Below are 22,506 nucleotides of genomic sequence, written 5' to 3'. Positions count from 1 at the left end.
CAGCGGCGGCCGAATGGCGGCGCGGGCCGCGGGGGCGCAGTACTCAGGGGGCAGACGGCGACACGGTCGCGGCCCCGGCCGTCGACTGGAACGTCACGTCGTCGGCCTCGCACTCCGGCGGCCCCAGCACCGCGGTGGGCCCGACGACCCGCTCGGACACCGTGGCGCCGACCGCCAGGTCCTCCACGACCAGGGTGCGCTTCCCGGCGGCCGCGTCCTTCCCGCTCCCGGCCGCGCGGTCCCGGAAGACGAGGTGCACGGTGTACGTCCCGCGCCGCGCCGCCTCACTCGTGATCCGCACCCCCGCCACGGGGCGGCGCGTCTCCGCGTCCATCCGGCAGGAGGTGACGGTGACATCGTCGTGCGGGTACCGCATGTCCGCATGGACCTCGCCGTACGTGTAGGCGAACAGGATCATGACGACGAGCCCGCCCACCGCAGCCAGGGCGAACAGCCCGCCCACGGTGATCAGGGCGATCGACATGCCGCCCATGCGGCGCCCGGGGAAGAGCGGCGGGCCGCCCTCCGTCGTTTTCGGGTACGGCGGATACTGCATGCCGAGCGGCCCCCTCCGCTGCCGCGCACCGGCGGCGCGACCGGCTCAACCGTACGGCCGGGTGCCTCACCCCTGCAGCTCTGAAGGATCACAACCCGGGTACGAACAGGGCACGTTGAGCAGGCCGATGGCCCCCGAAGCGGCTTCGGGGGCCATCGGCGTACGTACGCGGGAACTCAGCCCAGGCGCGCGACCAGGGAGCGGTACTCGTCCCACAGCTCCTTCGGCGTGTGCTCGCCGAAGGTGTTGAGGTGCTCGGGGACCAGCGCCGCCTCCTCGCGCCAGACCTCCTTGTCGACCTTCAGCAGGAAGTCGAGGTCCGCCTCGGCGAGGTCCAGGCCCTCGGTGTCGAGGGAGCCCTTCGCGGGAAGGATGCCGATCGGCGTCTCGACGCCCTCCGCCTTCCCCTCCAGACGCTCCACGATCCACTTCAGGACGCGGCTGTTCTCGCCGAAGCCGGGCCAGACGAACTTGCCCGCGTCGTTCTTACGGAACCAGTTCACGTAGTAGATCTTCGGCAGCTTCGACTGGTCCGGCTTGTCCGCGCCGACCTTGATCCAGTGGCCCATGTAGTCGCCCATGTTGTAGCCGCAGAACGGCAGCATGGCGAACGGGTCGCGGCGCAGCTCGCCGACCTTGCCCTCGGCGGCGGCGGTCTTCTCGGAGGCGACGTTGGCGCCGAGGAAGACACCGTGCTGCCAGTTGAAGGACTCGGTGACCAGCGGGACGGCGGAGGCGCGGCGGCCGCCGAAGAGGATGGCCGAGATCGGCACGCCCTTCGGGTCCTCCCACTCGGGCGCGATGATCGGGCACTGCCCGGCCGGGACGGTGAAGCGGGCGTTGGGGTGGGCGGCGGGCGTCCCGGACTCGGGGGTCCAGTCGTTGCCCTTCCAGTCCGTGAGGTGCGCGGGCGGCTCCTCGGTCATGCCCTCCCACCAGACGTCGCCGTCGTCGGTGAGCGCGACGTTGGTGAAGACGGAGTTGCCCCACATCGTCTTCATGGCGTTGGCGTTGGTGTGCTCGCCGGTGCCGGGCGCGACGCCGAAGAACCCGGCCTCCGGGTTGATCGCGTACAGCCGGCCGTCCTCGCCGAACCGCATCCACGCGATGTCGTCGCCGATGGTCTCGACGGTCCAGCCGGAGATCGTGGGCTCCAGCATGGCGAGGTTCGTCTTGCCGCAGGCGCTCGGGAACGCGGCGGCGACATACTTCGCCTCACCGCGCGGCGGCGTGAGCTTCAGGATCAGCATGTGCTCCGCGAGCCAGCCCTCGTCGCGGGCCATGACGGAGGCGATGCGCAGCGCGTAGCACTTCTTGCCGAGCAGCGCGTTGCCGCCGTAGCCGGAGCCGTACGACCAGATCTCGCGGTCCTCCGGGAAGTGCGAGATGTACTTGGTCTCGTTGCAGGGCCAGGGGACGTCCTCCTGGCCCTCCGCCAGGGGGGCACCGAGGGTGTGGACGGCCTTCACGAAGAAGCCGTCGGAGCCGAGCTCGTCCAGCACCGGCTGCCCCATGCGCGTCATGGTGCGCATCGAGACGGCGACGTACGCGGAGTCGGTGATCTCGACGCCGATCGCGGACAGCGGGGACCCGAGCGGGCCCATGCAGAACGGGACGACGTACATCGTGCGGCCGCGCATCGAGCCGCGGAAGACACCCCGCTCACCCGTGAAGATCTCCCGCATCTCGGCGGGGTCCTTCCAGTGGTTCGTCGGACCGGCGTCCTCCTCCTTCTCGGAGCAGATGAACGTACGGGTCTCGACGCGGGCGACGTCGCTGGGGTCGGAGGCCGCGTAGTAGGAGTTCGGGCGCTTGATCTCGTCCAGCTTGGTGAAGGTGCCCTTGGCGACGAGCTCCCCGCACAGGCGCTCGTACTCGGCCTCGGAACCGTCGCACCAGACCACCCGGTCCGGCTCGGTGAGTGCTGCGATCTCGTCCACCCAGGAGATCAGCTCCTGGTGGTTGGTGGGAACAGTGAGGGGAGCCGCGATGTCGCGCGCCACGATCGCTCCTTGATGAGGGTGTATTCGGTTGGTGCTCCTGCTGCCCCGTGGGGGCCTCGACCCGGATGCGTGTACCCCTTCGATTCCCCTGGCGCTCATCCGGTGCCGACCGCACTCATTTGATCATCCGACCCTCGCGCCCATATGTCCAGAGGGCCGCCCATGTGAGCATGCACACTCGGTTCCGGCCCATATCCGGTACCTACGGGCCCGTAGGTACGATGCGGGAATGACTGCTGCCGCTGCCGCACCCGACAACGCCGGCCCCCGCACGGCCACGCTCGCCGACACTCCGCTGAAGCCCCTGATGCGCGGCTGGCTGCACGCCGGAATGTTCCCCGCCGTGGTCATAGCGGGCATCGTGCTCGTCGCGCTCTCGGACAGCACCCGGGGGCGGATCGCCTGTGCGATCTACGTCCTGACGGCGTGCCTGCTCTTCGGCGTGAGCGCGGTCTACCACCGGGGGACGTGGGGGCCGCGCGGCGAGGCCGTCCTGCGCAGGCTCGACCACGCGAACATCTTCCTGATCATCGCGGGGACGTACACCCCGCTGACCCTGCTCCTGCTGCCCGAGTCCACCGGGACCCCGCTGCTGTGGGCGGTGTGGGCGGCGGCGCTCGCCGGCATAGCCTTCCGGGTCTTCTGGGTCGGCGCCCCGCGCTGGCTGTACACGCCGTGCTACATCGCGATGGGCTGGGCGGCGGTCTTCTTCCTGCCCGACTTCATGCGGACCGGCGGGATCGCGGTGCTGGTCCTGGTGGTCGTCGGCGGCGTGCTCTACAGCGCGGGCGGTGTCATCTACGGCATCAAGCGGCCGAACCCGTCACCGCGCTGGTTCGGCTTCCACGAGGTGTTCCACTCGCTGACGCTGGCCGCGTTCGTGGTGCATTACGTGGGCATCTCGCTGGTGGCGTACACCCACAGCTGACGTCTTCGCGGGGGCTTGTGCGGGGCGCCCCGGGGGCGCCCCGCACAGGTCTCACGCCCCGCCGAGCGCGCGGGCCAGCGTCTCCGGGTCCGTCGTCGGGGCGTCGCAGACGAAGTGCCGGCAGACGTACGCGGTCGGCGCGCCGTCCGCCTTCGGCCGGTCGGCCAGCAGCGGGAACTCCGCCCCGCCCGACTCCCCCGCCGCGACGACCGCACCGGGCGCCCGCCCGAGCAGGGCCGTACGGTGCAGCTCCCCGCCGACCGGCCCGGCGACGGCCACCTCGCGCGGCCCGTCGAGCAGCGCCTCGGCCACCGCGAGCCCCCAGCCGATGAAGCGCGGGGCGCGCGGGCCCAGCGCCTTCACGACGCCCAGGGCCTCCTCGGCGGCGGTGCGGTGCGGCTCGGAGCCGGTGTGCGCGGCGTACGAGAGGAGCGCCCCGGCGGCGGCCGTCCAGCCGGCCGGGGTCGCGCTGTCGGTGGGGTCCTGGGGGCGCCGGATCAGCCGCTCGGCGTCGTCCGCGGTGTCGTACAGCTGGCCGCCCTCGCCCCGGAAGTGCTGGAGCACGATGTCCAGCAGGAATCCGGCGAACTCCAGCCAGGCCCCCTCGCCGGTGACCCCGGCCAGCGCGAGGAAGCCCTCCGCGACGTCCCCGTAGTCCTCCAGGACCCCGGCGTGGTCACCGGCGCGCCCGTCCTTCGACGTCCGCACGAGCCGGGCGACGGGGCCCATGTGCACCCGCACCAGCAGATCGGCGGCCTCGGTGGCGCGCTCGACCAGGTCGGGCCGGCCGAAGAAGGCGCCGGTCTCCGCGAGCGCGGCGATGGCGAGCCCGTTCCAGGCGGCGACGATCTTGTCGTCGCGCCCGGGGCGCGGGCGCTCGTCCCGGGCGGCGAGCAGCCGCGCGCGTACGGCGGCGGCGCGGGGGTCGTCGGGGTCACGGAGGTCATCGGGGCCGCCGGGCAGCTGGAGAACGGAGGAGCCCTCCTCGAAGGTGCCCTCCTCGGTCACCCCGAAGTGCGCGGCGGCGAACGCGGCATCCTCCTCGCCCAGCACCTCGCGCAGCTGCTCCGGCGTCCACACGTAGTACGCGCCCTCGACGTGCTTGCCGTGCGCGTCCTCGCTGTCGGCGTCGAGCGCGGAGGCGAATCCGCCCTCGGGCGTCCGCAGCTCGCGCACCATGAAGTCGGCGGTCTCCAGGGCCACCCGCCGGGCGAGCTCGGACCCGGTGGAACGCCAGAGGTGGGCGTACACGCGGCAGAGCAGCGCGTTGTCGTAGAGCATCTTCTCGAAGTGCGGGACGACCCAGTCCCGGTCCACGGCATACCGGGCGAACCCGCCGCCGAGCTGGTCGTAGATCCCACCCCGGGCCATCGCCGCGCAGGTGTCGGCGGCCATCTGAAGGGCGCCGTCCGCGCCGGTGCGGGCGTGGTGGCGCAGCAGGAACTCCAGCGCCATGGACGGCGGGAACTTGGGCGCCCCGCCGAACCCGCCCCGCTTCTCGTCGTAGTCCCGGGTCAGCCCGAGCAGCGCCTGCGCGAGCTCCGCCTCCCCGGGCGGCCCGTCGCCGCCGTGCGCGAGACTCCTCTCGGACAGGTCCCGCACGATCCGCCCCGCGACCTCCCCGACCTCGTCGCGCCGGTCGGCCCAGGCGGCGCCGACCCCTTCGAGCACCTGCCGGAAGGAGGGCATCCCGTGCCGGGCCTCGGGCGGGAAGTAGGTCCCGAAGTAGAACGGCTCCGCGTCCGCGGTGAGAAACACGGTCATCGGCCACCCACCCTGCCCGGTGGCCGCCTGCACCGCCTCCATGTACACCGCGTCCACATCGGGCCGTTCCTCACGGTCCACCTTCACGGACACGAAGTGCTCGTTCATGTACGCGGCGGTCGCCTCGTCCTCGAACGACTCGTGCGCCATGACGTGACACCAGTGACAGGACGAGTACCCGACGCTGAGCAGCACCGGAACGTTCCGCCTTCTGGCCTCCTCGAACGCCTCGGGCGACCACGGCCACCAGTGGACGGGGTTGTCGGCGTGCTGCAGGAGGTACGGGGAGGTGCTCTGCGCTAGTCGGTTGGCCATGGGGCCATCCTTGCGCACGCGCCCCCGGACGCCCACGTACGACAGGGGCCGGGGGCGGAAGCGCTTGGTCGGTCAGACGAAGTAGCGGGCCTGTAGGCGGTACAGGTCGGCGTAGGGGCCGTTGGCCTGGATGAGGTTGTCGTGGGTGCCGACCTCGGCTACCCGGCCGTGGTCCAGGACGACGATGAGGTCGGCCGCGCGGGCGGTGGTGAAGCGGTGGGTGACCAGTACGGTCACCCCGCCGTCGAGGCGGTCGATCTCGGCGTACTGCTGGAACAGCCACTCCTCGGACCGGGCGTCGAGACTGGCGGAGGGCTCGTCCAGGATCCGCAGCAGCGGTGTCCGCCGCATCGCGGCCCGGGCGTTGGCGAGGGTCTGCCACTGGCCGCCCGACAGGCCCTTGCCGTCCCACGAGGTGCGGCCGAGCCGGGTGTCCAGGCCGTCGGGGAGCCCGGAGAGGAGCCTGTCGCCGCCCGCGGTGCGCAGCGCTTCGAGGATGCGTTCCGGGTCGTCGCGGTGGTCGAGCAGGCCCAGTCCGACAGTGTCCTGGAGGGACATCTCGATCGGGACCGGGTCCTGGAAGGCCACGGTGGTCCGGGCCCGCCACTCCTCCGGGGAGAACTGGGCGAGGTCGGTGCCGTCCACCAGGACGCGCCCCGCGTCGGGACGGTAGAAGCCGGAGAGCATGGTGACGAAGGTGGACTTCCCGGCGCCGTTCTCGCCGACCAGGGCGACCACCGCACCGGCCGGGAGGCGGAGGTCGACGGCGTCCAGGGAGGGCTGGTCGCGGTTCCAGTACTGGAAGGTGAGGCCTTCCAGCGTGATCCCGTCGCGCAGTGCGTCCGGCACCGCCGCCGGGGTGGCCGGGACGACGGCCGCCCGCTCCGCTTCGGCGTCCTCGACCACGTCGAGGAAGACCCGGGTCGCCCGCAGCGACTCCAGGGTCCAGAAGCTCAGGTTCAGCAGGCCCTGCACCTGTCCGGTGATCTGGCTGCTGACGGCGACGGCGGTGATGACCAGGCCGAGCGACGCGTCGCCGGACAGGGCGGCGCGCACCATCAGGACGATCGCGCCCGCGTAGGCCAGCACGAAGAGCAGCCACGCCAGGGCGACCCGCACCCGGGCCCGCCCGTCGGTTGCGGCGATGTCGCGGCCGGCGGCGTCCCACTGCGCGCGGTGCCTGCGCCGCAGTTCGCCCGCAAGTCCGAACAGGCGGGTCTCCCGGCCGGGTGCCGCGGTGGTGGCGAGCGTGAACAGGTGCCCGGCCAGCCGGGTGCCGGGCGTGGTCCGCTCTTCGGCCTCGCCGCGCCGCTTGTCCGCGGCCTTGGTGGCCAGCACGGTGGGGACGGCGAAGAGCGGCAGCACCGCGAGGACCGGGACGACCGACGCCATCAGCACCGCCGAGGCGATCAGCGCCAGCGCGGCTCCGGTCAGCCAGAGCAGCCGGTCGAAGGCCGGTCCGATCTCACCGCGGGTGGCCCGGGCCGTGGCCGCCTTGTCGGAACGGCTCGGACGCTCGTAGACCTCCAGCGTCGGCGTCGTACCGACCACGTCGATGAACCGCAGCTCGATCCGGTTCTGGATCTCCTCCTGAAGCCGCAGCCGGGTGAAGTACCCGGCGATGAACGTGCCCTGGGTGAGCATCACGAATATCGCCGCGGCGAGCGTCAGGAGCAGCAGGCCGTCCGTCGAGTGACGGGTCGCCACCTCGCTGAAGAGGCCGAGCAGCACGGCCAGGCCCACCCCGGTGGCCGGTTCGAGCAGGGCCACCGCCACCACGAGCAGGGACCGGATCCGGTCCGTACGGGGTCCGATCGCCAGGACGAACCGCAGCGCGCCGATCAAGACGCCACCTCCTCAAAGCGCTTGGCCTGCAGGCGGAACAGCTCCGCGTACCGGCCGTCGGCGGCCAGCAGGTCCTCGTGGGTGCCGTCTTCGATGATCCGGCCGCCGTCGAGCACGACCACCCGCTCCGCTTTGCGCACGGTGGCGAACCGGTGCGAGATGGCGATGGTGGTGGCCCCCGCGGTGAGCTCGTGGAACGTGTCGTAGAGCCGGGCCTCCGCGCGGGGGTCCAGGCTGGCGGCCGGTTCGTCCATGATCAGCAGCTGTGCGCCGTGGCGCAGGCCGAACAGCGCCCGGGCGATGGCGATGCGCTGCCATTCGCCGCCCGACGCATCGACCCCGCCCGCGTAACCGCTGGACATCACCGTGTCCCAGCCGTCGGGGAGCCGCTCGATGAAGTCCAGCAGTCCGGCCTGTCGTGCCACGGCGCGCAGTCCGTCCTCGTCGTCCGCGTGGGCCAGCGAGCCGAACGCGATGTTGTCGCGCACGGTCAACTCGTAACGGCCGAAGTCCTGGAACACCGCGACGACTTGGCGCTGCCAGCCGCGACGCCCCGCGTCGTCGACCGGCACCCCGGCGACGTTGAGCGAGCCCCCGCTCGGAGCGTCCAGTCCGGCGATGAGGCGGGCCAGTGTGGTCTTGCCCGCGCCATTGAGGCCGACGACGGCGAGCGACTGTCCGGCGGGCACGGTGAGGTCGATGCCGTGCAGCACCTCGCCCGCGCCGCCGCCGTAGGAGAACCGCAGGCCCGCGCAGGTGAGGGCCCCGGAGGCCGCCGGGGCGACGGCCGATGCAACGGCCGGTTCCGTGGCGGGTTCTGCTGCGGGGAAGGACAGCGCCTCGGCCGCGGCCTTCCCTCCGAAGCCCATACGCAGATCATCGTCGTCCGCCCGCAGCACCTGCATCAGCGCCCGCACGGCCAGGCCGCCGATCGCCAGATCACCCACGGTCGTCCCGTCGGCGCGGGTCGCGGCCCGGTACGCCAGGTAGCAGAAGACCGAGGCGACGGCGGCGCCGGTGAGCAGCACGACCACCACCACGAACAGGTCGTGCTCCCGCCGTCGCCGCCAGACGCCCGCCATGTTCGTACGCCACTCCGCCTGGTACGCGTCGCGGAAGAACCCGGCCAGGCCGAACAGCCGCACCTCCCGGGCGGCTCCGGGGGTGATCGGCACGTCCCGCAGGTAGGACGTACGGCGCAGTTCCGTCGTCTGGTTCACCGTCTCGACCACGGCTTTGCGGTAGTTCCGGACCAGCCGGGAGTGGAGCAGGGTGAACACGACGAAGACGATCGGCCCCAGCCACCAGGCGACCCCGGTGAGCAGCGCGGCGGAACCGATCGCGGTCACCCACAGGGTGGACCGGGTGGAGTAGCCGAAGACGGCCTCCCCCGGGGGCATGTCGATGGTCCCGGCGCCCCGGGCCCGGCTGATCCGGCCGAGGTAGGCGGAATCCTCCAGGTGACCGACGGTCGTCGGCTCCGAGGCCGCCCCCATCACCCGCTCGCCCAGCCGCCCGGTGACCCGGCGGCCGAGCGCCCGGCCCAGCGCGCTGCGTGCCGACTCGGTGAGGTGGGTGACGAGGAACAGCACGACGATGACCGCGACCCAGCGGTAGCAGTCGTCCGCCACCGAACCGCTCGTGCCCTTGCCGGCCGCCGAGGTGAGACCGTCCACGAGTTCACCGATCGCGACGGTGATACCGACCGGCGCGGCGCCGGCCAGCACGGCCGTGAGCACGGTCAGGGTACTCACGGCCGGGGCCTCCGCAAAGGAGTACCGGACGAGAGCGGGCAACACCCGCTGCTTCGCCGGGGCCGCGGGGCGGCCCGTACCCGTAGTCATGCCTGCCCCTGGGTGCTTGACATCGCTCTTTCTCCTGCTCGGTCAGTGCTTCTGCGGCGCTGCGGTGCGGTCAACACCTGTGGACGGCCGCGGCAGCATACGCCTCGCGGAGCCTGCGCTTGAGAACTTTTCCGGTAACGCCCACCGGGATCGACTCCCGGTCAGCAGAACGGAGTTCGGCGAGCGGTGGCTTGTCCAGGCCCACAGCGACCCAACACCCCATCGCCCTAAAGGCGTTCCCGACCGGTGGGCCGCTCCCCTCCCTCGCGCAGACGCGCCGTACGCAGGACACTGGACCTCGCGACCAGCGGAGCCTGAGGGGGACACAGATGCTGATGCGGGACGGCCACCGGGCCGACGCGGAACGGCTGTTGGTACGGGCGGTGGAGGAAGAGGCACGGCGCAGCGGCGGACGGACCGACCCGTCCGTCCTGCTGACCCGGGCGCGGGCCGCCCTCGACACCATCGCGGAGGGCGCGGCGGAGGAGTACGCGGCGTATGTGCAGGCGCTCGACGCGGCGGCGGGCGGGCAGCGCTTCCGCCGGGAGAGCATGGCGACGCCGTTGCTGGTCACCGGGGTCGCCGCCGCCGCGGCCTTCGGCGCCGACGTGGCGCTCGGCACCGCGTCCGGTCTCGCGCTCGGCGCGGGCGCGGTCGTCGCCGTGGCGGGGGCCACCGCGACGGTCGCCAAGGCCACCTCCTCGCACCGGCCGGCCGCCCCGGCGGGCGCGAGTCCGGAGCAGCTGCGGCTGCAATGGCTGGCCGCCCTGGACGTACGGGGCATACGCCCGTTCCTCGACCAGCAGCGGATGCTCACCGCCACCACCCGCGCCCCGGCGAAGAAGGCCGCCGCCAAGGCGCGCACCCCGCTGCGCGGCGGGGACCGCAGCGCGGCCGCGCGGATGCGGTCGCTGCTTGAGCAGTCGTTCGGCCATCTCCCGGCGGCCGACGGGCTGTTCGCGGGGCGGCGGGGCGAGCTGGCCCGCATCGGCCAGTGGGTGCACGCGGCCCGCGCGTCGACCGAGACGAAGCCGACCGTCGTCGTGCTGCACGGCCCCCCGGGCGCCGGGCGCACCACGCTCGCCGTACGCGCGGCGCACGAGTTGAAGGACCAGTTCAAGGGCGCGTGCGTGGTGGACCTGCGGGGCGACGCGGAGGGCGAGGCACCGCTGCCGACCCGGGACGCGCTGCTGCATCTGCTGAACCGGCTGGGCGCGCCCCGCGAGCAGCTGCTGTTCCGGGACAGCGCGTCCGCCGAGCAGCAGGTGCGGCGGCTCAGCGAGCTGTACCACCAGCATCTGACGGGCACGGCCGTGACGATCGTCCTGGACGACGCCCGGGACGCGGAGCAGGTCGCGACGCTGATCCCGGAACGCTCCGACAGCCTGGTCCTGGTCACCGCCCGCGAGCCGCTGGACCTGCCGGACTCGCTGCCCGCCTGGGTGCACCGGCTGGAGGTCGGGGCCCTCGATCCGGGCGGCGCGGAGGAGCTGCTGCGCGGGGTCTCGCAGGAGGCCGAGCCGGGTCCGTACGACTATCCGTCGAGCGAGGCGATCACCGAGCTGTGCGGGGGGCTGCCGCTGGCCCTGCGCGTCGCCGGTTCCGCGCTCGGGGCGCGTACGGCGGACGTGCTGGCCGCGGACCTGGCCGCGTACGGCCCGGTGCCGCCCGTCGAGCGGGCCCTGTGGCTGCGCTACACCGACCAGTCCGAGCAGGCCAGGCGGCTGCTGCGGCGGCTCGCGCTGGCGGGCCGGGCGAGCCTGGGCGCTGCGGCGGCCGCGGCGCTGCTCTCCGCCGACGAGCAGGAGGCCGGGCGGCTGCTGACGGCCCTGTCCGGGGCCGGGCTGCTCGACCACGTACGCGGCTCCCGCTACCGGCTGCACGACCTGGTACGCGGCTTCGCCCTGGCCCGGCTGCTGGACGAGGAGGAACCGGCGGAGCGCGCCGCCGCGCAGGAGCGGCTGATCGCGAACTACGCGGAGCTGGCCGGTGCGGTGATCCGGATGGTGGACGGCAAGATGTCGACCCGGGCCGGTCAGTTCGGCTCGCACGGCTTCAGCTCGCTGGACGCGGCCCTGCGCTGGCTGGACGACGAGTCGAGCTTCATCACCTCCGCCCTGCGGCACGCGGAGGGCGTCGACCAGGCGGCGGTCCTCGCCCTGCTCGGCGCGCTCTGCGACTACTGCCTGCTGCGCGGCGACCTGTACCGGCTGGGCGAGATCAGCGAGCTGTCCCAGGCGGTCGACCAGGGCCTCCTCGAACGCTCGGTGCGGTGGCGTACGGGCATCGCGGCCCGGCAGCTCGGCGAGCTGGACAAGGCCCGCACCACGCTGTCCTCCGTCGTCGGCCTGTACCGCGAGGCGCAGAACGACGCCGGTACGGCGTTGGCGCTGTGCTCCCTCGGCATCACGCTGCACCACCAGGGCAACCTGACCGAGGCGGCGGCCCGGCTCCGCGAGGCGATGGAGCTCCAGCTCGCCGCGGGGCAGGACGCGGACCGGGCCTGGTCGCTGCACGCGCTGGCCGCCGTCGAACGCGACCGGGGCAACCTGGCCGAGGCGGTGACCCTCCTGGACACCGCGCTCACCCTGCACCGCGAGGGCGAGTCGCTGCACGGCGAGGCGTGGACCCGGTTCCAGTCGGGCCAGGTCCGGCTGCGTCTGGGCGAGGTGGAGGAGGCCGAGACCGCCCTGCGCGCCGCCCTCGATCTGTACGGGCGGACCCGGGACGAGCGCGGTGTGGCGTGGGCGACGACCCAGCTGGCCCGGGCCCGGCTGCTGGACGGCGAGCCGGGCGCGGCGGTCGAGCAGCTGGCCGCGGCCCTGACCCGGCACCGGGACAACGAGGATGCGCGCGGCGAGGCGTGGACCCTGTACTACCTGGGCCAGGCGCTGGAGGAGACCGGCGACACGGTGGAGGCCGTACGGCACCTGGAGCGGGCCCGGACGATGTTCTCGCGGATGCGCGACGTCTACGGTCTCGCGTGCGCCCGGCACCACTCGGGGCGCGTCACCCGGGACCAGCGGGCCGCCCAGACGGGCAACCTGCGCAATTCCGGCTTCGCCCGCCAGCTGCTGGCCGACGCGCGGGCGGACTTCCGGCGCATCGGGGTCGCCCACGGCGAGGCGTGGACCTGCCTGGACCTCGCGCTGATCGACGCGGGCAACCAGCGGACGCCCCAGGCCCTCGGGCTGTGCGACGAGGCGGTCGCCCTGTTCGAGTCGTACGGGGACGCGCGCGGCGCGGACTGGGCGCGCTTCCTGCGGTGCACGCTGCTGCCGTACGCCTCGCCGGGCGGCGCCGAGGTGGGCACGGTCGTCGCCCAGCAGGAGCTGGCCGAGCTCCGCGCGTCCGGCCACCCGGCCAGGGACCGCAAGGTGGACGAGTGCGCGGACACCTACCGGGTGATCCTGGACCGGGGCGCGGACCTGGAAACGGGCTGGCAGGCGTGGTCACTGCACCTGACGCCGTCCCGACGGACCCGGGAGATCATGGGCGTAAGGGTCTGATCTCCGCACCATCAACGGCAGGCGGGGCGCAGCCAAGCGCGCGCCCCGCCGTCCTACTTCCGCTTCGCGGACACCGGCTCGGCCGACTCCTCGGCCGCCGGGTCCGGGGTCTCCTCGAAGTTCACCCGCCCCATGTGCCGGTTCATCGACTTCATGAGCGCCCACACGCCCACGGCGAGCGCCGCGAAGACGATGAAGCCGAGGACCCCGGGGGTCACCTTGTTCTTGTCGAGTTCCTCGGCGAGCGGGACGAGGTTCGTCAGTGCCTGAGTCGCGTACATATCAGGCATTGTCGCGGATGCCCGCGAAGAGGTCGCTCTCGGGGAGGGAGGTATCGACCAGAGACTTCGCCAGCTCGTACTCCTCGGTCGGCCAGACCTCCCGCTGGATGTCCATCGGGACGCGGAACCAGCCGCCGTCCGGATCGATCTGCGTGGCGTGCGCGATCAGCGCCTTGTCCCGGATCTCGAAGAAGTCCGCGCACGGAACGTGCGTGGTCAGGGTGCGCTCGGCGCGCCCGAACTCCTTCCACCGCTCCAGCCACTCCCCGTACGGCGACTCCATGCCGCGGGCGAGCAGCGCCTCGTGCAGGGCGACGGTGCGCGGCCGGTTGAAGCCCTGGTTGTAGTAGAGCTTCTGCGGCGCCCAGGCGGGGCCGAACTCCGCCTCGGGGAACTTCTCGGTGTCCGCCGCGCCCTCGAAGGCGATCATCGAGATGGTGTGGGTCATGATGTGGTCGGGGTGCGGGTAGCCCCCGTTCTCGTCGTACGTGGTGATGACCTGCGGCCGGAACGCGCGGATCTTCGCGACGAGGCGGCCGGCGGCGACGGTCTCGTCCTCCAGGGCGAAGCAGCCCTCGGGGAGCGGGGGCAGCGGGTCGCCCTCGGGCAGGCCCGAGTCCACGAAGCCGAGCCACTCCTGCTTCACGCCCAGGATCTCCCGGGCCTCGTCCATCTCCTTGCGGCGCACCTCGTGGATGTTCTCCTCGATGTACGCGTCGCCCTGGAGTTTCGGGTTGAGGATGGAGCCGCGCTCGCCTCCCGTGCAGGTCACGACCAGCACGTCCACCCCCTCGGACACATACTTGGCCATGGTGGCCGCGCCCTTGCTCGACTCGTCGTCGGGGTGAGCGTGTACGGCCATCAGTCGAAGCTGCTCAGTCAAGACTCGATCCTCAGTGATTGGTCGCGATGTGCGACTTCTATAGTGACCGAACCGGGGGGTGGAAAATTCCTCGATCCCCGGCACGGGAGGAACGATCATGACGGCGGTGCGCGAGGCGCTTCCCGAGAACCGCTACGGCCGCTCCGCGGACCAGCGCGCGGACCGCAAGCTCAAGATCATCGGCGCGGTGCTCGGCGCGGTCCTGCTGGGCGTGGTCGGCTGGATCGGCTACGACTACGTGGGCGGCAAGGGCCTCAGCGCCGAGATGATCAAGTTCAAGGTCACCTCGGACGAACGCGTCGAGGTGCACCTGGAGGTCCGCAAGGGCCGGGACGACCGGGGCTACTGCACCCTCCGCTCGCTCAGCGAGAACGGCACGGAGGTCGCCCGCAAGGACTTCCGCTTCGATGACGACAGCGACCGGATCGACAGGATCCTGACCCTGCGGACCACGTCCCGGGCGACCGCCGTCGAGCTGCTGGGCTGCACGGAGGACGGCGGGGCGTCGAGTTGACCGCAGCACGCCCGTCGTAACCCCATTTGACCGGCCCTGACCTGCGGTTTCCACGGTCGGGACTTTTACCTTCTCCCCCTTTTCCCGGTGAATTGTTAGGCTCGTGGTTTCGCCCACCCGTAGCAGCGCATGCTTGCGGGTAGGGCGTTGCTTTGTATTCCCAGTACCGACGAGGAGCACCCTGTGACCCAGACCAGCGAAAACGTCACCTGGCTCACGCAGGAGGCGTACAACCAGCTCAAGGCCGAGCTGGAGTACCTGTCTGGTCCCGCGCGCACGGAGATCGCCGTCAAGATCGCGGCGGCCCGTGAGGAGGGGGACCTGCGCGAGAACGGCGGGTACCACGCGGCCAAGGAGGAGCAGGGCAAGATGGAGCTCCGGGTGCGCCAGCTGACCCAGCTCCTCGAACACGCGAAGGTCGGCGAGGCGCCGGCCGACGACGGCGTGGTCGAGCCCGGCATGGTCGTGACGATCGCCTTCGACGGCGACGAGGACGACACGATGACCTTCCTTCTGGCCTCCCGTGAGTACGCGAGCGCGGACATCGAGACGTACTCCCCGCAGTCGCCGCTCGGCGTGGGCGTGAACGGCAAGAAGACCGGCGACAACGCCGACTACGAGCTGCCGAACGGCAGGACCGCCACGGTGAAGATCCTGTCGGCGAAGCCGTACACCGGCTGATCCGTACGTGAGAGAGCCCCGGCCGCACCATGCGGCCGGGGCTCCTCCGTGTCCGGGAACTCCCGGACGGCGACTCCCGGACAGCGACTCTCAGACGGCGACCGAGCGGTACTTGCGTACGGCCAGGGTCCGGAAGACCACGATGATCAGCACCGACCAGATCAGCGAGGCCCAGACGGGGTGCTCCATCGGCCAGGCGCCCGTCACCGACTTCGGGACGCCCGCGATCGTGTTGCCGAACAGTTCGCGGGCCGCCGCCACCGTCGCGCTGAACGGGTTCCACTCGGCGACGTACTGGAGGAACTTCGGCATGCCGTTGACCGGCACGAAGGCGTTCGAGATGAACGTCAGCGGGAAGAGCCAGATCAGGCCGCCGGAGGTGGCCGCCTCCGGGGTGCGGACGGAAAGGCCGATCAGCGCGCCGATCCAGGTGAACGCGTAGCCGAGCAGGAGCAGCAGGCCGAAGCCGCCGAGGACCTTGCCGATGTTCTCGTGGGTGCGCCAGCCCACGATCAGCGCGACGCCCGCGAGGACGACGAGCGTGACGGCGGTCTGCACCAGGTCGGCCAGTGTCCGCCCGGTCAGCACCGCGCCCCGGGCCATCGGCAGCGACCTGAACCGGTCGATGAGGCCCTTGTGCATGTCCTCCGCGATGCCCGCGCCGGCGCCCGCCGTGGCGAAGGTGACGGTCTGCGCGAAGATGCCCGCCATCAGGAATTCCTTGTACGCACTGGCGCTGACGCCCGCGCCCGGAATGGCGATAGAGCCGCCGAACACGTACGTGAAGAGCACCACGAACATGACCGGCTGGATGATCCCGAACAGGATCATCTCGGGGATCCGGGTCATCCGGATCAGGTTCCGCTTGCCGATGACCAGGGAGTCGCGGACCGACTGGCCGATGCCGCCGCCCGGGCGTGGGGCGGCGGTACGGGCTTCGCTGAGGGCGCTCATTTCTCCGTCTCCGTTCCGGAATTCCCGGCCTCGTTCTTCTCCTGCTCGGCCGCGTGGCCGGTGAGGGAGATGAACACGTCGTCCAGGGTGGGGCGGCGCAGCCCGATGTCGTCGATCTCCACGCCCTGGGCGTCGAGGTCGCGGATGACCTCGGCGAGGAGCTTGGCGCCGCCGTCGACCGGGACGGTCAGCTTGCGCATGTTCGGCAGGACGGTGGTCTCGCCCTTGCCCAGGCGGGTGAGGACGGTGCGCGCCGGTTCGATCTGCTCGGGGTCGTGCACGACGACCTCGACGCGCTCGCCGCCGATGCGGGCCTTGAGCTGGTCGGAGGTGCCGCGTGCGATGACGCGTCCGTGGTCGATCACGCAGATGTCGTGGGCAAGGTGGTCCGCCTCCTCCAGATACTGCGTGGTCAGCAGCAGGGTCGTACCCCCGGCGACCAGCTCCTCGATGACCTCCCAGAGCTGCTGGCGGTTGCGCGGGTCGAGCCCGGTCGTCGGCTCGTCCATGAACATGACCGGCGGCGAGACGACGAGCGCCGCCGCCAGGTCGAGGCGGCGGCGCATGCCGCCGGAGTACGTCTTGGCGGGGCGGTCCGCCGCGTCGGCCAGGTTGAACCGGTCCAGGAGCTCGCCCGCCCGGACCTTCGCCGCGCGTCCGCTCATCTGGTAGAGCTGGCCGACCATGCGCAGGTTCTCGCGGCCGGTCAGATATTCGTCCACGGCGGCGAACTGGCCGGAGAGCCCGATCGAGCGCCGCACCTCGTTGGGGTTCTTCAGGACGTCGATCCCCGCCACGAAGGCGCGGCCGCTGTCCGGCCTGAGCAGGGTCGTCAGGACCCGGACGGCGGTCGTCTTGCCGGCCCCGTTGGGGCCGAGGAGTCCGAGCACGGTGCCTTCCGGCACGTCGAGGTCGACACCGCCGAGTGCAGTGACGTCACCGAAGGTCTTGACGAGCCCTTCGGCGTAGATGGCGCCTGGCATATGGGATTCCCCCAGTGCGTTCGGGTGGCTACCTCTCAGACCCCAGATCCTAGGTTTGCCGGGGGCGCCGTGCCCGATGAACACACAAGCCGGGGCATACCTGTCAGCCCATCACCAAATAGCCCGCGTCCCGCAGCGCCGCCTTCACGTCGTCGCAGTGCTCCGGCCCCTTGGTCTCCAGGTGCAGTTCCACCTCCGCCTCGGTGAGGCCGAGGCGCGGGTCCGTACGGGCGTGGCTGACGTCCAGCACGTTGGCGTCGGCGACCGAGAGGACGCCGAGCATGGCGGCCAGCGCGCCGGGCCGGTCGGTGAGCCGCAGCCGCAGGCTGAGGTAGCGGCCGGCCGCCGCCATGCCGTGGGTGAGGATGCGCTGCATCAGCAGCGGGTCCACGTTGCCGCCGGAGAGCAGGGCCACCACCGGGCCGTGGAACGCCTTCGGGTCGCCGAGGAGCGCGGCGACCGGGCTCGCCCCGGCGGGTTCGACCACCATCTTGGCCCGCTCCAGGCAGAGCAGCAGGGCGCTGGACAGCTCGTCCTCGGAGACCGTACGCACCTCGTCCACCAGGTCCCTGACCAGGGCGAACGGCACGTCGCCGGGGCGCCCGACCTTGATGCCGTCCGCCATGGTCTGGAGCATCCCGATGGAGACGGGGCGGTCGGCCGCCAGGGACGGCGGGTAGCACGCGGCACCGGCCGCCTGCACGCCGACGATGCGCACGTCGGGCCGGACGGCCTTGACCGCGACCGCGATACCGGCCGCGAGCCCGCCGCCGCCCATGCCTACGACGATCGTCCGGACCTCGGGGCACTGCTCCAGGATCTCCAGGCCGACGGTGCCCTGCCCGGCGATGATGTCGGCGTGGTCGAAGGGGTGGATGAACACCGCGCCGGTCTCGCGCGCGTACTCCTGCGCGGCGGCCAGGGTCTCGTCCACGACGGTGCCGTGCAGCCGCACCCGGGCCCCGTACTCACGGGTGGCGGCGACCTTCGGCAGCGGCGCCCCGACGGGCATGAAGACCGTGGCGCGTACGCCGAGGAGCGCAGACGCGAGGGCGACACCCTGCGCATGGTTCCCGGCGCTCGCGGCCACGACCCCCGCGGCGCGTTCGACCGGGGTGAGTCCCGAGATGCGTACGTAGGCGCCCCGCAGTTTGAACGAACCGGTCCGCTGGAGGTTCTCGCACTTGAAGAGGACGGGCGCGCCCACGAGGCCCGAGAGATGGCGGCTTCCTTCGAGCGGAGTGACCTTGGCGACCCCGGAGAGCATCTTCTGCGCCCCCCGTACGTCATCGAGGATCACGGAGGGAAAGCTGCCGGGCGACGGGAAGTTCATACCGTAAGTCTTGCAGCTCGCAGGGGTCCCGGCCGCCGCTTGCGGGGCCGTCCTGCGCCGATGTCCGCAGGTTTGTGCAGCACTGGTACGCGTTGCCCCGGGGCCGCGTACTCTGTCCCCCACCCATCCGACACCGCACGAAGAGAGCCCCCGGCCATGCCCCCTCAGGACATGACGACTGCCTCGTCTCCTTCCGGGGGCGCTGCCCCGGAAAACCCGGGTCCCGACCACGTTCTCGACACCCTTCAGCATCAGGTGGCCGTATTCGCCCGCCGGGCCGAGCAGACCCGTCTCGGCGGGGTGGGCCAGGTGCGCAACTCCATGGACCGGGCGGCCTATCTGCTGCTGAACCGGCTGGATCTGGAAGGTCCGATGGGCGTCAAGGCGCTGGCCGCCGGGATGGGGATCGACTCGTCCACGGTGACCCGGCAGGTCGCGCCGCTGGTGGACACCGGGCTGGTGAAGCGGACCTCGCATCCGGAGGACGGCCGGGCGGTCGTGCTCCAGCTGTCGCCGCGCGGCCAGGCCCGTCTCGACGAGGTCCGGGACTCGCGGCGGGAGTTGATGTCGCAGGTGACGGACGGGTGGAGCGAGGAGGAGCGGGACACGTTCTGCGCGCTGCTGACCCGCTTCAACGCGGCGCTGGCGGCCCGGCAGGCCGCGCACCAGACGGCGCACGCGAACTGAAAGCCCGCGGTGTTCCGAGGGGTTGACCTGGGGACCGCGGCGCGTTCGGATTGACGTGTGCGAGAGCGTCATGCGGGCCCGCTGCGGGGCCGCGCCCAGGACTTCGAGTCCTTCGTCGCGGGCGCGGCGGGCCGTCTGCTGCACACGGCCACGCTGCTCACCGCCGAACCGGCGGACGCGTCCGGCGCCCGCCCGCACGCGCTGCGGCTGCTGACGGCCTCGCTGGCCCGGACGTTCGCCGACTGGGAGCGGCTGCGGGGCGAGGACCCGTACGACCGCACCCGGCAGGAGCTGGCGGCGAGGTTCGCCCGCGAGACATGGCGCCATCACCGGCCGCGCGGCGGACTGCTGGACCGGCTGACCCCGCAGGAACGCCTCGTCCTGGTGCTGCGGCTGTACGAAGGGGTGCCGGAGGAGCAGACGGCGGCCCTGCTCGGGCTGCCCGAGGAGCGGGTGCGCGCGGTCTGCAACCGGTCGGTGGCCACGATGCGCGGCACCAGGAGCCCGACCGCCCGCCGGGGCCCGGCCCGGCTGCTGAGGGCCGCGCCGTGAGCGGCACCGGCCGCCGCCAGGACGAGGTGCGCCGGATGCTGGAGGGCCCGCACCCGCCGGTGCCCGCCGGTCTGGCGGCGTCGGCGGCGGAACGGGGTGCCCGGCTGCTGCGCCGAAGACGGGCGCTGCGCCGCCTCTGGGTGATGGCGCTGGTCGCGGCGGTGACGGTGTTCGCGGTGTGGGCGCTGACGGTCCGGCCCTGGGAGACGCCTCCTGCGGAGACGACGCCGGTGGAGGGCTGGTAGACGCGGCGGGCGGGGCGTTCCGGACTACCCTGGAAAGGAGTGGTCAGGAGGCTGTCATGACCCGGAAAATCGCTGACTGCCGCAAGTACCCGAGTGAGACGAACTGCTCGCTGACGATCGCCGGCGAGGAGGAGGAAGTCGTGCGGGCCGCGAGCGAGCACGCCGTCTCCGTCCACCAGCACACGGACGGTCCCGAGCTGCGGGAGCAGGTCAGGGCGACGCTGGAGGACGAACCGGCCTGACGCCCGAGCGGGCGGGACCGGCTAACCGGCCCCGCCTCTTTTACGCCCTAGCCCAGCGCCTGCGTCAGGTCCGCGAGGAGGTCGTCCGCGTTCTCGATGCCGACGGAGAGGCGGACCAGGTCGGCCGGGACCTCCAGCGGGGAGCCGGCCGCCGAGGCGTGCGTCATGCGGCCGGGGTGCTCCAGCAGCGATTCGACGCCGCCCAGGGACTCGCCCAGGGTGAACAGCTTCGCCCGGTTGCAGACTTCCAGCGCCGCCTCCTCGCCGCCCGCGACGCGGAAGGACACCATGCCGCCGAAGGACCGCATCTGCTTGGCCGCGACCTCGTGGCCCGGGTGCTCGGGCAGGCCCGGGTAGAGGACCTGGGAGACCTTGGGGTGCCGGGTCAGCAGCTCGGCGATCTTGGTGGCGTTCTCGCTGTGGCGGTCCATGCGCACGGCGAGCGTCTTGATGCCGCGCAGCACCAGCCAGGCGTCGAACGGCCCGGCGACGCCGCCCATCGCGTTCTGGTGGAAGACCAACTCGTCGGCCAGATCCGGGTCGTTGACGATCAGCGCGCCTCCGACGACGTCCGAGTGGCCGCCCATGTACTTGGTGGTGGAGTGCACGACGACGTCCGCGCCGAGCGCCAGCGGCTGCTGGAGGTAGGGGCTCGCGAAGGTGTTGTCCACGACGAGCCGTGCCCCGGCGTCGCGGGCGGCCTGGGCGACGGCGGCGATGTCGGTGATGCCGAGCAGCGGGTTGGACGGGGTCTCCACCCAGACCGCCTTGGTGCGCGGGGTGATCGCCGCGCGGACCGCCGCCACGTCCGAGGTGTCGGCGACGGAGAACTCCACGCCCCAGCGCGAGGCGACCTTCGCGAACAGCCGGAACGTGCCGCCATAGGCGTCGTTCGGGATGACCACGTGGTCGCCGGGGGTCAGCAGCGTACGGAGCAGGCAGTCCTCGGCGGCGAGGCCGGAGGCGAAGGCGAGCCCGCGCCGGCCGCCCTCCAGGGCCGCGAGGTTCTCCTCCAGGGCGGTGCGGGTCGGGTTGGCGCTGCGGCTGTACTCGTAACCGCCGCGCAGCCCGCCCACGCCGTCCTGCTTGTACGTGGACACCTGGTAGATGGGCGGAACCACGGCACCGGTGAGGGGGTCGGCGGTGTTCCCCGCGTGGATCGCGCGCGTTTCGAAGCTGTGCTGGTCGCTCATGGGGCCGAGCGTAGTTCGTCACGAGGTCCCGCACGGGTCACATGGCCGTCCGGTGACAATGGGGGCATGGAGATTCTGTGGTTCCTGCTCGCGCTGTGCCTGCTGACCGCCGCGATCGGCCCGTACGTGCTGCGCCGCCGCGGCGGTGGCATCCGGCTGGCCGCGCCCGGCTCCCCCGATGCCGCCGACCCGCAGGACTACGGCTTCGTACGCCAGGAGGAGCTGGACGTCCGGACGCCGGGGGCGGACCAGGACCTGCTGGACGTGCTGGAGGTCGTGCAGCACACGCAGGAGTGGCGGGCCGCGTCCCAGCTGCTGGCCGGGACGCCGAAGGAGGGCGAGCTTCGCTGGCAGCGGGTACAGGCGTTCGCCGGGGCGGCCTCGCTCGAACTGCTGGGGAAGCCGGGCGTCGGCGGGGCGTGGCTGCGCAAGTGGCGCGCCGAGGCGCCGAAGGACGCGGGCGCGGCGGCGGTGCACGCGGAGTTCCTGGTGCAGCAGGCGTGGCGCTCGTCCACGGCGGGGACGGACGACTTCCGGATCATCCTGGAGGAGGCCCGTACGGTGGTCGGCGAGGCCGCCCTGCTGGCCCCGGGCGACCCGGTCCCGTACATCGTGGAGCTGGCGGTCGCGCGCGGGCTGGGTTACTCCGGCGAGGAGTTCGACCGGCTGTGGGCGAAGATCATCGACCGGGCCCCGGCGCACCTGGGCGCGCACATCGCGGCGCTGCACTTCTGGAGCGAGCGCTGGCACGGCTCGCGCGAGGAGGCCGACCGCTTCGCGACGGCCGCCGCCGCCCGCGCCCCGCAGGGCTCGCTGCTGGCGGGCCTGCCGCTGTTCGCGGTGTACGAGCATCTGCCCGAGGTCAATCTGGTGCGCGGCTTCTACGAGAGCCAGGTGGTGACCCGGGCCGTGGAGGGCGCGATGTACGCGGTGCACTCGGCGCGCGCGGACGACCCGATGCTGCCGCACGTCCGCCATCTGCTGGTGCTGTTCCTGGTGCGGATGGAGCGCTGGGCGGAGGCGGTGCACCAGCTGGTGCACATCGACGGCTACGTGGGCGCGCTGCCGTGGACGGCGAGCGAGGACCCGGCCGCGGAGTACGCGGTGTACCGGGCGCTGGCGGTCGCGGGCTACGAGGCGAACGGCGGCAGCCCGGCGACGCTGCCGCACTAGGAATCCGCAGGGCCCTTCGCG

Annotated in this window: 20 protein-coding genes; 9 read left to right on the top strand and 11 right to left on the bottom strand. The window is 72.2% G+C overall.

Annotated features, from left to right (window positions below):
• Nucleotides 1-43: 43 nt before the first annotated feature.
• Nucleotides 44-556: a hypothetical protein gene (locus AMK18_RS12000; RefSeq protein ID WP_073862761.1), complete on the bottom strand. Its 513-nt coding sequence runs from the start codon at nt 554-556 to the stop codon at nt 44-46.
• Nucleotides 557-732: 176 nt separating this feature from the next.
• The gene (locus AMK18_RS11995; protein ID WP_073862760.1) at nt 733-2,559 is read right to left on the bottom strand and encodes a phosphoenolpyruvate carboxykinase (GTP); all 1,827 of its coding nucleotides are present in this window, start codon (nt 2,557-2,559) and stop codon (nt 733-735) included.
• 229 nt (nt 2,560-2,788) lie between these two features.
• On the opposite strand from AMK18_RS11995, the gene trhA reads away from it, so the two are divergent.
• The gene (gene trhA, locus AMK18_RS11990) at nt 2,789-3,487 is read left to right on the top strand and encodes a PAQR family membrane homeostasis protein TrhA (protein WP_018100997.1); all 699 of its coding nucleotides are present in this window, start codon (nt 2,789-2,791) and stop codon (nt 3,485-3,487) included.
• Between the two features lie 51 nt (nt 3,488-3,538).
• Here trhA and AMK18_RS11985 read toward each other — a convergent pair whose 3' ends face one another.
• The 3 genes from AMK18_RS11985 to AMK18_RS11975 all read right to left on the bottom strand — a co-directional run bounded on the left by AMK18_RS11985 (nt 3,539) and on the right by AMK18_RS11975 (nt 9,165).
• Nucleotides 3,539-5,566 (bottom strand): thioredoxin domain-containing protein, encoded by a 2,028-nt coding sequence (locus tag AMK18_RS11985; RefSeq protein WP_073862759.1) that lies wholly within the window; start codon nt 5,564-5,566, stop codon nt 3,539-3,541.
• A gap of 72 nt (nt 5,567-5,638) precedes the next feature.
• Complete coding sequence (locus AMK18_RS11980; protein WP_073862758.1) at nt 5,639-7,411, bottom strand: ABC transporter ATP-binding protein; 1,773 nt, start codon at nt 7,409-7,411, stop codon at nt 5,639-5,641.
• Nucleotides 7,408-9,165, bottom strand: a complete 1,758-nt coding sequence (locus AMK18_RS11975) for an ABC transporter ATP-binding protein (RefSeq protein ID WP_241836548.1) — start codon at nt 9,163-9,165, stop codon at nt 7,408-7,410. The genes AMK18_RS11980 and AMK18_RS11975 overlap by 4 nt, the downstream gene beginning before the upstream one ends.
• A 419-nt stretch (nt 9,166-9,584) precedes the next feature.
• Between AMK18_RS11975 and AMK18_RS11970 the strand changes: the two genes are divergently transcribed.
• The gene (locus tag AMK18_RS11970; protein WP_018101001.1) at nt 9,585-12,764 is read left to right on the top strand and encodes a tetratricopeptide repeat protein; all 3,180 of its coding nucleotides are present in this window, start codon (nt 9,585-9,587) and stop codon (nt 12,762-12,764) included.
• 53 nt (nt 12,765-12,817) lie between these two features.
• Here AMK18_RS11970 and AMK18_RS11965 read toward each other — a convergent pair whose 3' ends face one another.
• Both AMK18_RS11965 and mca read right to left on the bottom strand, forming a co-directional pair.
• Complete coding sequence (locus AMK18_RS11965) at nt 12,818-13,045, bottom strand: hypothetical protein (protein ID WP_018101002.1); 228 nt, start codon at nt 13,043-13,045, stop codon at nt 12,818-12,820.
• 1 nt (nt 13,046) lies between these two features.
• Nucleotides 13,047-13,928: a mycothiol conjugate amidase Mca gene (gene mca, locus AMK18_RS11960; protein ID WP_026171245.1), complete on the bottom strand. Its 882-nt coding sequence runs from the start codon at nt 13,926-13,928 to the stop codon at nt 13,047-13,049.
• Between the two features lie 97 nt (nt 13,929-14,025).
• On the opposite strand from mca, the gene AMK18_RS11955 reads away from it, so the two are divergent.
• Nucleotides 14,026-14,442 carry a DUF4307 domain-containing protein gene (locus AMK18_RS11955; protein WP_018101004.1) on the top strand — a complete coding sequence of 139 codons (417 nt, stop codon included), beginning with the start codon at nt 14,026-14,028 and terminating at the stop codon, nt 14,440-14,442.
• A 183-nt stretch (nt 14,443-14,625) separates the two neighbouring features.
• The gene (greA, locus tag AMK18_RS11950) at nt 14,626-15,123 is read left to right on the top strand and encodes a transcription elongation factor GreA (RefSeq protein ID WP_073862756.1); all 498 of its coding nucleotides are present in this window, start codon (nt 14,626-14,628) and stop codon (nt 15,121-15,123) included.
• Between the two features lie 90 nt (nt 15,124-15,213).
• Here greA and AMK18_RS11945 read toward each other — a convergent pair whose 3' ends face one another.
• The 3 genes from AMK18_RS11945 to ilvA all read right to left on the bottom strand — a co-directional run bounded on the left by AMK18_RS11945 (nt 15,214) and on the right by ilvA (nt 18,393).
• The gene (locus AMK18_RS11945; protein ID WP_018101006.1) at nt 15,214-16,077 is read right to left on the bottom strand and encodes an ABC transporter permease; all 864 of its coding nucleotides are present in this window, start codon (nt 16,075-16,077) and stop codon (nt 15,214-15,216) included.
• Entirely contained in the window at nt 16,074-17,060 is a 987-nt protein-coding gene (locus AMK18_RS11940; protein WP_018101007.1) for a daunorubicin resistance protein DrrA family ABC transporter ATP-binding protein, read from the bottom strand. The genes AMK18_RS11945 and AMK18_RS11940 overlap by 4 nt, the downstream gene beginning before the upstream one ends.
• Before the next feature lie 103 nt (nt 17,061-17,163).
• Entirely contained in the window at nt 17,164-18,393 is a 1,230-nt protein-coding gene (gene ilvA / locus AMK18_RS11935; protein ID WP_073862755.1) for a threonine ammonia-lyase, read from the bottom strand.
• 156 nt (nt 18,394-18,549) lie between these two features.
• Here ilvA and AMK18_RS11930 point away from each other — a divergent pair, with 156 nt between their 5' ends.
• Genes AMK18_RS11930 through AMK18_RS11915 form a run of 4 tightly spaced genes read left to right on the top strand, consistent with a single transcriptional unit; the run spans nt 18,550 to nt 20,119 of the window.
• Nucleotides 18,550-19,080: a MarR family winged helix-turn-helix transcriptional regulator gene (locus AMK18_RS11930; protein ID WP_026171246.1), complete on the top strand. Its 531-nt coding sequence runs from the start codon at nt 18,550-18,552 to the stop codon at nt 19,078-19,080.
• 57 nt (nt 19,081-19,137) lie between these two features.
• Complete coding sequence (locus AMK18_RS11925; RefSeq protein WP_018101010.1) at nt 19,138-19,632, top strand: sigma factor-like helix-turn-helix DNA-binding protein; 495 nt, start codon at nt 19,138-19,140, stop codon at nt 19,630-19,632.
• The gene (locus AMK18_RS11920; protein WP_073862754.1) at nt 19,629-19,877 is read left to right on the top strand and encodes a hypothetical protein; all 249 of its coding nucleotides are present in this window, start codon (nt 19,629-19,631) and stop codon (nt 19,875-19,877) included. Before AMK18_RS11925 ends, AMK18_RS11920 begins: the two co-directional genes overlap by 4 nt.
• 56 nt (nt 19,878-19,933) lie before the next feature.
• The gene (locus AMK18_RS11915) at nt 19,934-20,119 is read left to right on the top strand and encodes a DUF1059 domain-containing protein (RefSeq protein ID WP_073862753.1); all 186 of its coding nucleotides are present in this window, start codon (nt 19,934-19,936) and stop codon (nt 20,117-20,119) included.
• A 47-nt stretch (nt 20,120-20,166) separates the two neighbouring features.
• On the opposite strand, the gene AMK18_RS11910 is transcribed toward AMK18_RS11915, so the two are convergent.
• Nucleotides 20,167-21,312 (bottom strand): cystathionine gamma-synthase, encoded by a 1,146-nt coding sequence (locus AMK18_RS11910; RefSeq protein WP_018101012.1) that lies wholly within the window; start codon nt 21,310-21,312, stop codon nt 20,167-20,169.
• A 66-nt stretch (nt 21,313-21,378) separates the two neighbouring features.
• Between AMK18_RS11910 and AMK18_RS11905 the strand changes: the two genes are divergently transcribed.
• Complete coding sequence (locus AMK18_RS11905; RefSeq protein WP_018101013.1) at nt 21,379-22,485, top strand: hypothetical protein; 1,107 nt, start codon at nt 21,379-21,381, stop codon at nt 22,483-22,485.
• Nucleotides 22,486-22,506 lie beyond the last annotated feature (21 nt).

The sequence above is a fragment of the Streptomyces sp. CB01249 genome, from assembly GCF_001905735.1.
In the GTDB taxonomy this organism is placed as follows: domain Bacteria; phylum Actinomycetota; class Actinomycetes; order Streptomycetales; family Streptomycetaceae; genus Streptomyces.
The sequence above is the reverse complement of the archived record's forward strand: the minus strand, read 5'-3'. Positions and strand labels throughout refer to the sequence as shown.

Bases quoted from the DNA above. Each gene is read 5' to 3' on its own strand.
- AMK18_RS11985 (WP_073862759.1), bottom strand. From the start codon at position 5,566: ATGGCCAACCGACTAGCGCAGAGCACCTCCCCGTACCTCCTGCAGCAC.
- AMK18_RS11905 (WP_018101013.1), top strand. From the start codon at position 21,379: ATGGAGATTCTGTGGTTCCTGCTCGCGCTGTGCCTGCTGACCGCCGCG.
- ilvA (WP_073862755.1), bottom strand. From the start codon at position 18,393: ATGAACTTCCCGTCGCCCGGCAGCTTTCCCTCCGTGATCCTCGATGAC.
- AMK18_RS11940 (WP_018101007.1), bottom strand. From the start codon at position 17,060: ATGCCAGGCGCCATCTACGCCGAAGGGCTCGTCAAGACCTTCGGTGAC.
- AMK18_RS11965 (WP_018101002.1), bottom strand. From the start codon at position 13,045: ATGTACGCGACTCAGGCACTGACGAACCTCGTCCCGCTCGCCGAGGAA.
- AMK18_RS11955 (WP_018101004.1), top strand. From the start codon at position 14,026: ATGACGGCGGTGCGCGAGGCGCTTCCCGAGAACCGCTACGGCCGCTCC.
- AMK18_RS11915 (WP_073862753.1), top strand. From the start codon at position 19,934: ATGACCCGGAAAATCGCTGACTGCCGCAAGTACCCGAGTGAGACGAAC.
- AMK18_RS11970 (WP_018101001.1), top strand. From the start codon at position 9,585: ATGCTGATGCGGGACGGCCACCGGGCCGACGCGGAACGGCTGTTGGTA.
- AMK18_RS11910 (WP_018101012.1), bottom strand. From the start codon at position 21,312: ATGAGCGACCAGCACAGCTTCGAAACGCGCGCGATCCACGCGGGGAAC.
- AMK18_RS11945 (WP_018101006.1), bottom strand. From the start codon at position 16,077: ATGAGCGCCCTCAGCGAAGCCCGTACCGCCGCCCCACGCCCGGGCGGC.
- AMK18_RS11930 (WP_026171246.1), top strand. From the start codon at position 18,550: ATGCCCCCTCAGGACATGACGACTGCCTCGTCTCCTTCCGGGGGCGCT.
- AMK18_RS12000 (WP_073862761.1), bottom strand. From the start codon at position 556: ATGCAGTATCCGCCGTACCCGAAAACGACGGAGGGCGGCCCGCCGCTC.
- trhA (WP_018100997.1), top strand. From the start codon at position 2,789: ATGACTGCTGCCGCTGCCGCACCCGACAACGCCGGCCCCCGCACGGCC.